The organism is Amycolatopsis speibonae, assembly GCF_042647925.1.
In the GTDB taxonomy this organism is placed as follows: Bacteria; Actinomycetota; Actinomycetes; order Mycobacteriales; family Pseudonocardiaceae; genus Amycolatopsis; species Amycolatopsis speibonae.
Map to the genome: position 1 here is coordinate 74784 of NZ_JBHRWK010000105.1, position 13683 is coordinate 88466.

The 13683-nt window shown below is 67.5% G+C and carries 10 protein-coding genes and 2 pseudogenes; 6 read left to right on the forward strand and 6 right to left on the reverse strand.

Annotated elements, in window-relative coordinates; translation table 11 throughout:
* Positions 1-14 precede the first annotated feature (14 nt).
* Together ACFOSH_RS41165 and ACFOSH_RS41170 are read right to left on the reverse strand one after the other, a co-directional pair.
* Positions 15-1085, reverse strand: a complete 1071-nt coding sequence (locus tag ACFOSH_RS41165; RefSeq protein ID WP_378246728.1) for a hypothetical protein — start codon at positions 1083-1085, stop codon at positions 15-17.
* A 17-nt stretch (positions 1086-1102) separates the two neighbouring features.
* Entirely contained in the window at positions 1103-1879 is a 777-nt protein-coding gene (locus tag ACFOSH_RS41170; protein WP_378246730.1) for a WXG100 family type VII secretion target, read from the reverse strand.
* A 155-nt stretch (positions 1880-2034) separates the two neighbouring features.
* Here ACFOSH_RS41170 and eccCa point away from each other — a divergent pair, with 155 nt between their 5' ends.
* Complete coding sequence (gene eccCa, locus ACFOSH_RS41175; RefSeq protein ID WP_378246732.1) at positions 2035-5976, forward strand: type VII secretion protein EccCa; 3942 nt, start codon at positions 2035-2037, stop codon at positions 5974-5976.
* A gap of 1 nt (position 5977) precedes the next feature.
* Here the strand turns inward: eccCa and ACFOSH_RS41180 are convergent, their stop codons facing one another.
* The gene (locus tag ACFOSH_RS41180) at positions 5978-6871 is read right to left on the reverse strand and encodes an ANTAR domain-containing protein (protein WP_378246734.1); all 894 of its coding nucleotides are present in this window, start codon (positions 6869-6871) and stop codon (positions 5978-5980) included.
* A 730-nt stretch (positions 6872-7601) separates the two neighbouring features.
* Between ACFOSH_RS41180 and ACFOSH_RS41185 the strand changes: the two are divergent.
* Positions 7602-8688 (forward strand): annotated as a pseudogene (locus tag ACFOSH_RS41185) (DUF222 domain-containing protein).
* A 131-nt stretch (positions 8689-8819) separates the two neighbouring features.
* Positions 8820-9224, forward strand: a pseudogene (locus ACFOSH_RS41190) (hypothetical protein); the annotation flags it as partial.
* Between the two features lie 100 nt (positions 9225-9324).
* On the opposite strand, the gene cpt reads toward ACFOSH_RS41190, so the two are convergent.
* Positions 9325-9855, reverse strand: a complete 531-nt coding sequence (gene cpt / locus ACFOSH_RS41195) for a chloramphenicol phosphotransferase CPT (RefSeq protein WP_378246736.1) — start codon at positions 9853-9855, stop codon at positions 9325-9327.
* A gap of 254 nt (positions 9856-10109) precedes the next feature.
* Here cpt and ACFOSH_RS41200 point away from each other — a divergent pair, with 254 nt between their 5' ends.
* On the forward strand, positions 10110-10808 hold the full coding sequence (locus tag ACFOSH_RS41200) for a S1 family peptidase (protein WP_378246902.1): 699 nt from the start codon (positions 10110-10112) through the stop codon (positions 10806-10808).
* Between the two features lie 79 nt (positions 10809-10887).
* On the opposite strand, the gene ACFOSH_RS41205 is transcribed toward ACFOSH_RS41200, so the two are convergent.
* Together ACFOSH_RS41205 and ACFOSH_RS41210 are read right to left on the reverse strand one after the other, a co-directional pair.
* Complete coding sequence (locus tag ACFOSH_RS41205) at positions 10888-11613, reverse strand: hypothetical protein (protein ID WP_378246738.1); 726 nt, start codon at positions 11611-11613, stop codon at positions 10888-10890.
* 127 nt (positions 11614-11740) lie between these two features.
* Entirely contained in the window at positions 11741-12652 is a 912-nt protein-coding gene (locus tag ACFOSH_RS41210) for a hypothetical protein (protein WP_378246740.1), read from the reverse strand.
* Positions 12653-12924: 272 nt separating this feature from the next.
* Between ACFOSH_RS41210 and ACFOSH_RS41215 the strand changes: the two genes are divergently transcribed.
* Both ACFOSH_RS41215 and ACFOSH_RS41220 read left to right on the forward strand, forming a co-directional pair.
* On the forward strand, positions 12925-13266 hold the full coding sequence (locus ACFOSH_RS41215; protein WP_084702092.1) for a WXG100 family type VII secretion target: 342 nt from the start codon (positions 12925-12927) through the stop codon (positions 13264-13266).
* Positions 13267-13287: 21 nt separating this feature from the next.
* Positions 13288-13590, forward strand: coding sequence for a hypothetical protein (locus tag ACFOSH_RS41220; protein ID WP_020630368.1), 303 nt, complete (start codon positions 13288-13290; stop codon positions 13588-13590).
* Positions 13591-13683 lie beyond the last annotated feature (93 nt).

The window sequence follows — 13683 nt, forward strand, 5'->3', positions numbered from 1 at the left end:
CTCCCCGACACGGTTTACCTGCCCTTGGTCGATGAGTCAGCTACAGCGTTGTCTACGTCAATGTCGATGTGCTGCTCGAAGTGCTTCCCGCCGTAGTTCATGTCGATGTCGATATCGATGTCCTGCCCGCCCGGTGCCTGCACGCTGGACTTGCCGGTGCTCAGGTCGGTGGTGATGGTGACGGTGTTCCCGCCACCCGCGCCCGCGCCCGGCAGCGCTCCGCCGTTGGAGCCGGAACCGGAGCCGCCGCCCGCGGGTCTGTCCACCGGGATCCACGAGTCGGCACCGCCCGGCCAGTTCCCCTGGGAGCCGTTGCCGCCCAGGGCGGGCGGCCGGTACTGGGTGAACGGGGGCGTCTCGCCCGGCGTGGTCCCGCCACCGGAAGCGCCTCCCGCGCCGCCACCGGAACCGCCGATCGCGGCCTGTCCCGAACCGCTGGCGACCGATCCCGGCGCCTGCGGGTTGGTGACCGGGGTGCCGGCGACCCCCGAGTTACCCGCCGCGCCGTTGTCCCCGGCGTCGTTGTGCCCGAACAGTTTCTGGACCTCGCCGATGATGGAGGCGATCTGGGTGATCTGGTTCGCGAGGTCGACCACGCCGAGCGCCTTCAGCAGCGCGCCGATCGCGGTGATGAACGCGCGCAGCGAAGCACTGGTGGCGGTGGAAAGCGCGACGGCGGCGCCGTAGGTCCACGGATTCGACATCAGACCCGCGACCGTCGGGTTCACCGCCGAGACCACCGCCTTGTAGGCCGTCTGGGCGGTCTTGATCAACGTCCCGGCCATGCCGAGCAGTTCCGCGCCCTTCTGCACGACCTGCACGATCTTGGTCAGCGAGTTCAGGGAATCGGTGATCTTCTTCATCGCCGAGTCCGACGCGCCACCGGACCAGATCTTCTTCAGCTGCTCGGCGGCCTTCGTCACCTCGTTGTACATGGTGAGGAACTCGTTGGCCTTCTTGAGCACCTCGAGCACGTGCTTCGCGATCTGCTCCGGCTGCCCGGTGAGGATCTGCGGCAAGATGGTGATCGGCCCGCCCGAGCCCGCTGTCGCGTCCATCGCGCTGGAATTGGGGTAAGTCAGCATGTCACTCCTCCCGGAAGTCAGACGGAAGCCGGGCGGTAGACACTGACCTTCGCCAGGCCGTTGATGTCCGCTTCGACGATTCCGTGGTTGTAGAGCAGCCCGCCTTCTCCGGCGATGGCGATGATCGGCTTGCTGTCGGAGAACAGGAGCGGTTCCACCACGACGACGTCTCCGCTGTGCACCCCGCCTGGCACGTCGCCGAAGTTTCGCGCCGTACCGGCGTAGACCTCGATGACCCCGGCCCGCGCCTGGTTGTCGGCGTCACCGGCCAGCCAGTCGTTGAAGTCCGAGACACCGTGGAACCGGGTGTCGGTGATCGGGTGGTCGCCGAGCTGCCCCAGCCGCGCGTCCCCCAGGTAGCGCAGCACGTTCCCGACCGAAGACGGCTCGCCGTTGCCACCGGCGCTGTCGTTGATGGCCAGCGTCGCCAGCTCGGAGGCGTGCGAGTTCCCCCAGATCGACGACGTCGATCCGGCGCCGCCACCGGGGCGGCCGCCGTATCCGCCCGCGACAGCCTCGTCCGCGGCCTGGTAGGCGTCGGCGCTGCTCTTGATGAAGCCGTTGATCTGCTGCAGCAGTTGCAGGAGCGTGCGGACCGCGACCACCTGCTGGCTCTGCATCGCCGTGTTGGCCGCCGCCACCGCGCTGCCGAAGGTGGCGAACGACATCGGCTGGAGGACGGTGCGTTCGAGGTCGGCGACGACATTGATGCCCTGCATGATGATGCCGCCCAGGTTCCCGACCGCCGAGCGCATGGCCTCGGGCTCCGCCCGGTACTCGCCCGTGCCGACCATGGCTCTCCTTTTCTCGTTCCCCCACGTCTGCGCCTGTTCCAGCAGCGTAAGTTCGCCACCAGACGTGGGCGGACGGCAAAAGTACCCACCGCGGGGGCGGCACGAGTGGCCAGAATGATCGGCAGGATTACCCACAAGCGGCCAGAAAGACCCTGATGAGCGCCACTCGCGACCGCCTGCCGGCTCTGGGCGAGCAGCCCGGTGAAATCGTCCTGCAGTCCCCGCCGATGCTGCCGAAGGGCTCCTCCGGCGGAGCCATGCAGCTGTTGATGTTCATGCCGATGATGCTGGGCATGGGTGCCATGTCGTTCGTCTACATCGGACGCGACGGCGGGGTGATGACGTACATCTTCGGCGCGTTGTTCCTCACCGCGATGGTGGGCATGGTGGTGATGTCGCTCGGACGCGGCGGCGCGGCGAAGAAGGCGCAGATCAACGAAGAGCGCCGGGACTACCAGCGGTATCTCACCGGATTGCGTGGCCAGGTCCGCGAAATCGCGGACAGCCAGCGCGCGGCCATGGCGGCGTTGCAGCCCGACCCGGCGGATCTGTGGGCGTACATCGAGACGGGCAGGCTGTGGGATCGCCGCCGGTCCGACTCGCAGTTCGCGCAGGTGCGCGTCGGGACGGGGCCACAGCGGCTCGCGACGCCGTTGAAGGCGCCGCAGACCGTGCCGCTGGAGGACCTCGACCCGGTGTGCTCGACGAACCTCAAGCACTTCATCCGGACCTATTCGACGGTCGACGGACTCCCTGTCGCGGTCTCGCTGCGGTCGTTCGCGCAGGTCAGCCTGTCCGGCCGCCGCCCGGACACCCTCGGGACAGCGCGGGCGCTGCTGACCCAGCTCGCGACCTTCCATTCGCCAGGCGACCTGCGGATCGCGCTCTGCGTCAAGAACGACCGGCTGCACGATTGGGAATGGGCGAAGTGGCTGCCGCACGTCGCCTCCACCGCCGCCGACGCCGCCGGTCCGCGACGGCTCGTCGACGCCGACTCCGGGAAGCTCGCCGATCTTCTCGGCCCCGACCTCGGCGACCGGCCCGCGTTCACCCGGCGGCCGGATTCCCGGCTGGACCTGCCGCATATCGTCGTGATCGTGGACGGCGGGCACACCCTCGCCGACTCACGGCTCATCGCCGAAGAGGGCAGGCTCGGTGTCACTGTGGTGGATGTGGGCACGGAGCAGCCTCGGTCGGTGTCGTCCGAACGGCTGTTGAGCCTGCACACGAGCCCGGAGCAGCTCGGGATGGTCGTCGGCGACGGCACCGAGCAGCGGCTCGGTTTCCTCGGCACACCGGATACTTTGGACCGCGGGGCCGCCGAAGCGCTGGCCCGGATGCTGACGCCGCTGTTCCAAGGGGCGGCCGTGGTCAGCGAAGCGCCGATGTCGGCGACCTTCGGGCTGGCCGGGCTGCTCGGCATCGGCGATCCGCGCGACACCGACACCGAGGTCACCTGGGCGCCGCGTTCGGCGCGGGACCGGCTGCGGATCCCGCTGGGCATCAACCCCGAGGGCAGGCCTGTCGACCTCGACCTCAAGGAATCGGCGGAAGGCGGGATGGGCCCGCACGGGCTGGTCATCGGCGCGACCGGATCCGGCAAGAGCGAACTGCTGCGGACGCTGGTCACCGCGCTCGCCGTCACCCATTCGTCGGAAAAGCTCAACCTCGCCCTGATCGACTTCAAGGGTGGCGCGACCTTCGCGGGCATGACGGGGCTGCCGCACACCTGCGCCGTCATCACGAACCTGTCCGACGATCTCGCGCTGGTCGACCGCATGGCGGACGCGCTGAACGGCGAACTGTTGCGGCGTCAGGAGCTTCTGCACGCGGCCGGGAACTACGCGTCGGTGCGGGACTACGAAAAGGCCAGGGAATCCGGCGTCAACCTGCGGCCGCTGCCGTCTCTGCTGGTGATCATCGACGAATTCAGCGAGCTGCTGTCCTCGCGGCCGGAGTTCATCGACCTGTTCGTCGCGATCGGCAGGCTGGGGCGGAGTCTCGGGATCCACCTGCTGCTGGCGTCGCAGCGGCTGGAGGAGGGACGGCTGCGCGGGCTGGACTCGCATCTGTCGTACCGGATCGGCCTGCGGACGTTCTCCGCGTCGGAGAGCCGCGCGGTGCTCGGCGTCGCGGACGCCTACCAGCTCCCGCCCGTGCCGGGCTCGGCGTATCTGAAGTCCGACAACGACACCCTCATCCGGCTCAAGGCCGCGTACGTCTCGGGGGAACTGCCGCCGCGCAGCAAGATCGTGCGCAAGGACGGCCGGAGCCTCGGCCTGATGCCGTTCACGCTGGCGCCGGTCGAGATCCCGGTGACCGTCGAGGCGGAGGAACCGGTCGAAAAGGGCACCGGCGAGACGATCATCGGCGCGATGATCTCGCGGATCGAAGGCAAAGGCCCGGAGGCGCACCAGATCTGGCTGCCGCCGCTGGCCGAACCGCCCACACTGGACCAGCTGCTGCCGCCGCTCGGCGAAGATCCCGAACGCGGGCTGTGCCCGCTGGGCTGGGGCGGCAACAGCAAGCTGATGATCCCGGTCGCCCTGGTGGACAAGCCCTTCGAGCAGCGGCGCGACATGCTGTGGGCCGATTTCTCCGGTGCCGCCGGGCACGCGCTGATCGTCGGGGCGCCGCAGAGCGGCAAGAGCACGCTGATGCGTGACATCGCCGCGATGCTCGCGCTCACCCACACCCCCGAAGAGGTCCAGCTGTTCGTGCTGGACATGGGTGGTGGCGCGCTGGCGCCGATCGCCGGGCTGCCCCACGTGTCCGGCTACGCGACGCGGCGCGACGCCCAGCGTTGCCGCCGGGTGGTGGCGGAACTGACGACCCTGCTCGAACAGCGCGAGGAGTTCTTCTCCGCCAACGGGATCGAGTCGATCACGACGTTCCGCCAGCGGCGTTCGGAGTTCCGCGAGAGCACCGAAGGCCGCGAATTCGGCGACGTCTTCCTGTTCGTCGACAACTGGACCACGATCCGCCAGGAATACGAGCAGCTGGAGGAACAGATCACCAGCCTGGCCTCGCGCGGGCTCGGGTTCGGGATCCACGTCGTCGTCTCGATCAACCAGTGGATGGGCATGCGGGCGCCGCTTCGCGACGCCATCGGCACCAAGTTCGAACTGCGGCTGGGCGAGCCGGCGGACTCGCTGATCGACCGCAAGATCGCGCAGAACGTCCCGGCGGACCGGCCGGGCCGCGGGCTGACCGCGGACAAACTGCACTTCCTCGCGGCGCTCCCGCGCATCGACTCGGACCAGCGGCCCGACACGGTCGGCGCCGGTGGCCTCGATCTGACTCGACGGATCTCCGCGGCCTGGCAGGGAAGTCCCGCACCCGCCGTGCGCCTGCTCCCCGCCGAGGTCCCGCTGGACTCGCTGGAAGCCGGGCCGCGCAAGCAGGTCACACTGGGCATCGCGGAGTCGAATCTGCGGCCGGTGTACCTCGACTTCGCCACCGAACCGCATTTCGTGGCCTTCGGCGATGTGGAGTCCGGCAAGAGTTCGCTCCTGCGCGCGATCGCGCAAGGCATCATTTCGAAGTATTCGCCGGAGGAAGCGGCGATCGTGGTCGCCGATTACCGCCGCGGAATGCTGGGCGCGGTGCCGGAGTCGCATCTGCTGGGCTACGCCGGATCCGAAAGCGCGCTGACCGGACTGATCGAGCAATGCCAGCAGGCCATGCGAAACCGGCTTCCCGGCTCGGATATCACACCTGAGCAGTTGCGGAACCGGTCGTGGTGGCGGGGGCCGGAGCTGTTCGTGCTCGTCGACGACTACGAAATGGTCGCGACCGTGGGCCGCAACCCCTTGCAGCCGCTGCTGGAATTCCTGCCGCAGGCGAGGGACATCGGGCTCCACCTCATCGTCGCGCGCGGCAGCGGCGGCGCCGGACGTTCACTGTTCGAGCCTGTACTGCAAAGGATTCGCGAGCTGGGGTCGCCGGGGATCGTGATGTCCGGATCGCGGGACGAGGGCGCGCTGCTCGGAGAGGTGAAGCCGGGACCTCAGCCCGCGGGACGCGGTGTGCTGGTCTCACGGCGGCATGGGACGGGGCTGGTCCAGGTGGCTTGGACGAAACCCGTGGAGGACTGAATCACTGACGATCGAGCTCGTGGGGTCCGAGGCCATGGGCGACGTCGGTCGCCAGGGCTTTGAGCTTAAGATTCCGGCTGCGAGCGTGCCTGCGCAGCCGGGAGAACGCTTCGTCCAGCGGGATGTGGAAACGTTCGGACAGCACTCCCTTGGCCTGCTCGATCGCCACCCGGCTGAAAAGCGCCCCTTCGAGCTGACCGATGACCCGCTTGAGGCCGTGCACCTGGTCTTGGTGTGCGAAACAGCCCATGGCCGCGCCCGTGAAAGCCTGGGCGATTCGAAGATCCGTCACGGGTACCACCGGATATCGGGTGTTCAGCAGGTTCAGCGCGCCCACCGTGGTCTCACTGGTGCTCAACGGCACCGCCGCGATGGCGATCACCCCTGCCTCGCGGGCGTACGGAGCGAACCGTGGCCAGCGTTCCGCACCGGGGCTACCGCCCGCGAACCCGGTCGGGGAAAGGATCGCATTGCTGCGGGCGCTGTCCAGGCAAGGGCCTTCGCCGAGATCGACTTGGATCTCTTCCAGCTCACGGCACTTCTCGTCGGACGCGGTGGCATAACGCACCTGGTCGCGATCATCGACCACGGTGATACCGGCGCCTTGCACCCGAAGGAGAACGTTCGCGTGGTGCGTCAGATCGTGAAGCAGCTCCAGGGCATCGAAATCCGCGGCGTGCTGCGACAGGTCGGCGGTGACCTCGGCGATACGCGCTTCTCGTTCTGTGGCTGGCAATGTAAGCCGCCAATCAGGGGTAACCCACGCCCCGCTCTTGGCGAGTTGCCGGCGCGCGTCAGGCGCGGGAGTCGTGCGGCCTCTGGGGAAGCCATGTCGTGCCCGCTGACAGGAGTGCTCGCCTCGAATCCCGTTGACCCGTCCGAGGTCCCGCCACAACAGGGTCCAGGTCGTTCCGCGACCTCACGATGCCACAACGACGCTACACGCGGTTCCGTGAGCCATACCAGGGCCATACAGGTTCACGAGTGGGGTAGACCTTCCGGCGCGGGGTGGTTTCGTCGCGTGTGGTGGCATTTGGCTTACCGGCCGGGCGGTCGGTTGGTCGTGTGTGCTGCCGAGCGCGTGGCTCGACGGCCGGTTGACAATGCCGGTACACCACTGGCTTGCCCGCGTCGGCCATCCACAAAGGAACCGATCTCTCGGGATATTCACGGGGTTTGTCGGGGTGTAAGGCAAATCTGCCGGACCTTGACTTGTTCCCACCAACTCGAGGGCGAGGCGGCGCGCGCAGGTTGGGGCTCGAATGTCGTGCAGGCGAAAGGGGGCGTTGCGGGGCGGAGGGGGTACGCCAGGGCAGGATCGAGCGACGGGCCCGGTCGCGTGGGGGGCTCTGGGGGGCTCTGGGGCGAGATCAAAGGCATGGTCCTGGTCAGCGGCCCGGCTACGTTGGCAGACAAGGTGAATACCACTGGGTTGCTGCGACAGTAGCTCCCGAGGGAACCCACACACCGGTTGAAACCACCCATTCTGATTACACTACTCGAACGTGCGTTCGAGTATGGTCATGGGTATGACCGCAACTCTTGTTTTCAATCCGAGGGCCGCTCGCCTTCTCGATGCCGCCCACGACGAAGAAGTCTCGCTTCGTCGGGCGCAGGGTCGTCAGGTGCGGTTCATAGCCGAGTTCGCCGCGGTGGGTGGTTCGCGAAGATCGGTGACCGAGGAGGTCGCCTTGTGCTTCTCGGTCTCTCGCAATCAAGCCTTCCTGCTGGTCGAAACCTCTTGTGCGCTCGTGGCGCGTTTGCCGAACACGGTGGCGGCGCTGGAGAAGGGTGACATCGATCTGTACAAGGCGTCGAAGGTCAGTCAGCTGACCCGCGAGGTCTCGGACGAGGTCGCCGCGCAGGTGGACGCGTTCATGGCCAACCGGCTCGCCGAGCGTGACGCCGGGGCGATCCGTAAATCGGTGAACGGCGCGGTGCAGAAGTTCGACCGGGCAGGCTACAAGGAACGAGCGGAAAAGAAACGCACGCGACGGCATATCTCGCTGGAACACGAAGACGAGACCATGTCGACCCTCTCCGGTCTTCTGCCGTCCGAGGTGGCGAGTTCGATTTACGCGTCGATGAGCCGTACCGCGCAAACGCGCCGGCCGGGCGGACAAGTCCCGGACCCTGGACCAGCATCGCGCGGACGTGTTCGCCGAACGGCTACTGGCCGAGGACGGTCACGGACAACCTCGCGCGCACATCCACGTCTACGTCGACTTCCTGACCCTGGCCGGTGCCCGCGACGATCCCGCGACCCTGGCCGGTTACGGGCCCATTCCGGACTGGCTCGTGCGGGAGATCGCCTCCGATCCCGGCTCGACCTGGTCACGGCTGATCACCGACCCCGCCACCGGCCAACTCCTGGAAGCCGGCGCCGACAAACACCGGTCACCGGCCTCACTGGCCCGGTTGATCAAAGCGCGGGACCAGGAATGCACCCATCCCGGCTGCCACCGACCGGCGGACTTCTCCGAAATCGACCACATCGTCCCCCGGGCGCGCAACGGCCGGACCGACCACCACAACTGTCACGCCGCCTACAAGATCCACAACCTGCTCAAAGAAGAACCCGGCTGGACCGCGGCGCCCACCGGCAACGGCGGCATGACCATCACCACCCCATCCGGACACACCTACAACGCGACACCGGAACCACTCCACGACCCACGACCCAAACCGGAGAACGAGGCCCCACCCTACTGACCGCGCTTCCTGCGCAACGCGCCGTTCTGAGGCGTGAGCGTAAGCGCACGGCAGTCATCTCGGGGCTCCTGCGCCGCTCCGGGTGGCATTGACGCGCCCAAAGTCGAAGCACCACAACAAATCAGGGCGGCCAGGTCACGGCGTCCACGGCGAAACGCTGGGCCGACCGCTACCGCGAAGACGGTCCGCGTGGCCGACCGTTCTTCACGCCCGGTCCGGAGCCCCTCGTGGCTCCCGCCCCGGACCGAACGGCGGATCGTCAAGGTCCGGGGTCCTGCGCCGCTACGAACACGCCTCCCCCGGCGACCTGATCCATGTCGACATCAAGAAACCGGGCAACATCCCCGACGGCGGGCATCGTGTCCTGGACCGCGGTCGCGTTCTGGCGGCGAGCCCGGACCTTCTTCACCAGCAACGGGATCACCGTCGCACGGGTACTGACCGACAACGGCTCCTGCTACAAATCCCGCCTCTGGCGCGACACCCTCACCAACGCCGGGATCAGCCACGAACGCACCCGTCCCTACCGGGCCCAACCGCAAACGTGGGCCGAAAGCGTCCCTCGCCACGTGCGACGAAGCGAAGGCCCCCAACACTCCACCGCCGAAATCACACTGCAAACTGCCACAGGAACGGCTAAACCCGCGCGGCGATCTCCCGAGCACAGGCCAAAGCCTCGTTCAACCCCGTATCCACCTCGAAGTCGTAAACCACACCCCGATGCACGACCTCGGCCTGCGCCTCCGCCATCCCCGCGACCCGATCCCCGCGCGCCGTCTCCCGCCCGGCGGCGACCACGCCGTCGCAGCGGACCCCGACCCACAGCACCTGGAGCCCGTCCAGTGCCGCACGCCACCGCTGCTGCGATTCGGTCCCGCCGAGAAACGCGTCATCGATGATGACCCGTGCACCGGCTCGCACCATCGCCGCGACACCGGCCATCCACGCGTTCTCGAGCTGCCGGAATCCGGAGCCGACGCTCACCCCGCCATCGGCCGCGAAGTCGATCCCCTCGTCGACAGCGGCGGGCATGGCGTCGATCAAGGTGTCCACGCCGAGAGTGAGCCAAGGATCCGGCAGCACCGCTTGCAGGCACCGGGCGATACCCGTCCTGCCCGAACTGGACCCACCGTTCAGCACGATCACCCGAGTCGCCACCCGCCACATCCTGGAGCGACCACCGTGGATTCATCGTGCCGCGAAACGCCTTCCCGGCGAAATCGGAGAATCCACCCGAAAACACACAACCGTCACGATCCCGAACGGACACTCGGCGATCCCACCCGGACGGCCCAATACTTTCCTCGCACCGCTTACCGACTTCGGTAGGTTACAAAAGCCCTTACCGCCACATAACTTGGTGAAACCGTTTCAAGTCGAGACGAACTCCCCGACGCAGGCCGAAGGGCGTATTCATGCGTATGTCCAAGATCGTCGCAACGGTGGCCGGCGCCGCCGCGGCGCTGACCCTTGCCGCCACCCCCGCCGCGAACGCGGGCCAGGACATCATCGGCGGCGGCACCGTGAGTTCCGCTCCGTGGGGCGCCCAGATCTACTGGAACGACGCCACCGCGTTCGGCGGCTTCAACTGCTCCGGCACGATCATCGCCCCGCAGTGGGTCCTCACCGCGAAGCACTGCCTCAACAAGCCCGGCATGCACGTCAAGGTCGGCAACGTCAACCTGAACCAGGGCACCGAAGCCGCCGTCGACCAGCAGAAGGCCGCCCCGAGCGGCGACATCGCGCTGCTGCACCTCAAGACCGCGGTCAGCACCACGTACATGAAGCTCGGCACCGCCAACCCGGCCAACGGCACCACCAACCAGATCTACGGCTGGGGCCGCACGCAGGGCAACAACCCGCCGTCGAGCGTCCTGAAGACGGCCAACGTCCGCATCACCGGGACCAGCAGCGACGCGTACGGCGGCCAAGCCCTCGCCAGCGTCGGCGTCAACGGTTCGGCCTGGCACGGCGACTCGGGCGGCCCGCAGCTTTCGGGCGGCGTCCAGGTCGGCGTCTGCTCGACCGGTAGCAACTCCGGCACGAACCCGCAGGGCACCCAGAATTACGCCAGTGTCGCGGCGAGCCGCAGCTGGATCCGCACCACGGCGGGCGTCTGACCTCGAAGTCCGACCCCAAAGGGGAAAGGGACCGCTCGAAACCGAGCGGCCCCTTTCGCCTGTCCCCTCAACCTTTGACTCAGGCGCACTTCGACTTCGAATTGATCATCGACACCGAGCCGACCTTGTCCCCGTTGACCGTGAACTCGTAGACCCAGTCCGGCTTCCCGTCGACAGCGACCTGGAAGCGACCGTTGGCGCCGGTCTTCATCCCCTTGGCGTCGTAAGCCGTCTTGAGTTCCGCCAACGACGAACCGACGCCGATTCCCTCGGCCGTCTTCGCGTCCGAAGGAGCGGCGAGTTCGCGCAGCCCGTCCTTGCCGAACGAGGCGCCACCAGCGGCCACGAAGGCCTTGTCGCGTTCCTCCCGCTTACCCGCCAGATCCGCGGACGCCAGCGCGGCGTCAGCGAGCAGTTGAGCGTCCGTGGCGGACTTTTCCGCCGACTTGGCGCTCTCCTCCGCGGACGCGCCCGGTTTCGGTTCCGGATCGGCCTGGAGTTCGTCGGCCTTCTTGTTCAGGGCCTTGGCCTTGGCCTCGACATCGACCTCCGCCTTCATCCGGGCCGGGTCGGGTGCCGGGCCGCCGGCGTAGGAGAAATCGGTACAACCATCCAAAGTGGACGTCGGCGCCGAGGCGAGTTTCCCGCCGGCCAGCGCGGCGTCCTTGGCCATCCCCAGGGTCAGCCCGCGATATCCCGCCGGGCCGAACACCTCGGGTGCCGCCGGTTTGTCCCCTTCGGACGAACCGGGCGACGACGAGCACGCCACCCCGCCGATCAGTACCGCCGCGGCGATGAGCACCACGCTCGCGCGTCTGCCCGAAAACCGCCGACAAGTCCGTGTTCCATTCACGCTTACCCCCTTCATCGGACCGAAAGCTATCCGATTCCGAAGGAAGTCCCGAACGGATTTCGTGGAGATACGGTGAAGATCACGTCAGCTGGTGCATCGGCCGCGGAGCGCGGAGCGAAAGCGCCGATCCGGCGGCCACGACGGCGATGATCCCGGCGCCCGCGACCAGCGTCCAGAAGTCGGGATGCACGATGGACTGACCCCGCTGCGCCTGCCAGGCGAGCAGTGCCAGCAGCGCCGCGAAGCCCGCCGAAGCGGTCCGCACCAGATTCCGCCGCACGAATTCCGATTCGAGCACCGGATACCGCCGGGCGAGCTTGAGCAGTCCGAAAGCGACCAGGGGCAGCACCTGGATCGCGTGGATCCCGACGAAATGCGGGATCCGCATGTCCCCACCCACGGTGCTCCAGCCCAGCACCGGCAGTCCCGGGCCGCCGTCGGGCACACCGACCGCGTGGGCGCCGACGATCGACGGCCGCTCGCCGGAGCGGAACTGGGCCCTTTGCTGCTCGTTCGGCCCGAACATCATCAGCGCGATCCCGATCCCGGCGACCGACAGCGCGGCACCGGCGCGTAACGCGGCGTTCATCGCCCGGTCGGGAAGACGTTGGAACAGCAGGAGAACGGCGATGGCCGCCGTGGCCGCCCAGCCCGTGAAGGCACCGTTCGCGACCATGTTGTTGATCCACTGATCGGCCGGGCTCTCCTGGTTGAAGTGGAGTGTCCGGCCGCGGACGACGATCTGCCAGAACAGCAGCGCCATGTCCATGCCGAGGCCGACCGCGAACACCGTCCCGAGCCACCACCCGAGCCGCCTGCCCCGGGTCAGCTGCCCGATCAGCCAGGCCAGCGTCACCGCGTAGAGCCCCACCGAGATCGTGAACTTGAGGGGTTTGAGCCAGATGGGCGCGTTGACGAGGCTGCGATCGTCGAAAACGAGACCTCCGAGCGCGATCACCCCGAGCACCGCCATCGCCACCGCCAAGATCATCAACGGACGATGCAGTACTGTCCTGGATCCCTTGTCCACCATGGATTAGAGGGTGCCGGTGAGCTCCATTTCGAACACTGGAGTACTCCCCCGGATCGAAGGTGGGGAAAGCCCTACCGCCGACCTGTGGGTAATAGTGCCGTCACCGTAACCGGCAGTTGTGCCGTTTGACCGCACTCCCCTCTTTTCTAGCGTGTCCTTCACAAGAGCAGACAGGGCGTCCCCTGGTGCTCACCGGGATTTCCAGCGAGATGAGAGGAGGTGGCCCATCAATGACCGGTACGGGATATCAGGCAGACGCAGCTGCGATGGCGCGCGCCGTCCAGGGGTTCGAGGAAACCGCGTCGAACGCCAAGACCACGATGGCCAGCTTGGAGAGCGAGCTGACCCAGACCCTGCACAACTACAAGGGTGACCAGGCGGTCGCGTTCTGGGACCTGCAGCGTCGTCTGCAGGAGAAGATGACCGTCGCCGTGAACGAGCTCAACACGATGTCCCGCCTCGTTCACGAGAGCAACCGGAACTACAACTCCGGTGACGAGCAGGTCCGGGAAAGCCTGACCGGGGTAGCCGGAACCGTCGACCAGACCGTGATCCACCGGCTGAACCCCTGATCCGCGAGAGGACCACCAATCATGGCTGACGTCGTCGAAATCAACTTCGCCGCGCTGCAGCACAGCTCGGCCTCGCTGGCCGCCAAGGCCAAGGCGCTCACCTCCCAGCTCGAACAGCTGCACACCAACCTGCAGCCGATCACCCAGACCTGGTACGCCTCCGGCAGCTCCGCCGGTGAGGCCGCTCGTGCGTCTGAAACCCGCCTGCGCCAGGCCACCGCGGACATCGTGGCGATCGTCGCGCAGTTCGGTGGCAAGGTCGGCGACGCCCACGATCTCCAGCACAGCCTGGAGAACCGTAACCAGGGCCTGTTCGCCGGCTGATCCCCATCCGTCGGCCGGCCGGTGTTTTCACCCCCCTCGGCACCGGCCGGCCGGCTTTGCGCGTAGTCGTCCTTTGTTGGCATGGCCGATCAC

Excerpts from the sequence above, each read along its gene's own strand:
- ACFOSH_RS41170 (WP_378246730.1), bottom strand. The coding sequence starts at position 1,879 with ATGGTCGGCACGGGCGAGTACCGGGCGGAGCCCGAGGCCATGCGCTCG.
- ACFOSH_RS41200 (WP_378246902.1), top strand. The coding sequence starts at position 10,110 with ATGTCCAAGATCGTCGCAACGGTGGCCGGCGCCGCCGCGGCGCTGACC.
- ACFOSH_RS41220 (WP_020630368.1), top strand. The coding sequence starts at position 13,288 with ATGGCTGACGTCGTCGAAATCAACTTCGCCGCGCTGCAGCACAGCTCG.
- ACFOSH_RS41165 (WP_378246728.1), bottom strand. The coding sequence starts at position 1,085 with ATGCTGACTTACCCCAATTCCAGCGCGATGGACGCGACAGCGGGCTCG.
- cpt (WP_378246736.1), bottom strand. The coding sequence starts at position 9,855 with ATGTGGCGGGTGGCGACTCGGGTGATCGTGCTGAACGGTGGGTCCAGT.
- ACFOSH_RS41215 (WP_084702092.1), top strand. The coding sequence starts at position 12,925 with ATGACCGGTACGGGATATCAGGCAGACGCAGCTGCGATGGCGCGCGCC.
- eccCa (WP_378246732.1), top strand. The coding sequence starts at position 2,035 with ATGAGCGCCACTCGCGACCGCCTGCCGGCTCTGGGCGAGCAGCCCGGT.
- ACFOSH_RS41210 (WP_378246740.1), bottom strand. The coding sequence starts at position 12,652 with ATGATCTTGGCGGTGGCGATGGCGGTGCTCGGGGTGATCGCGCTCGGA.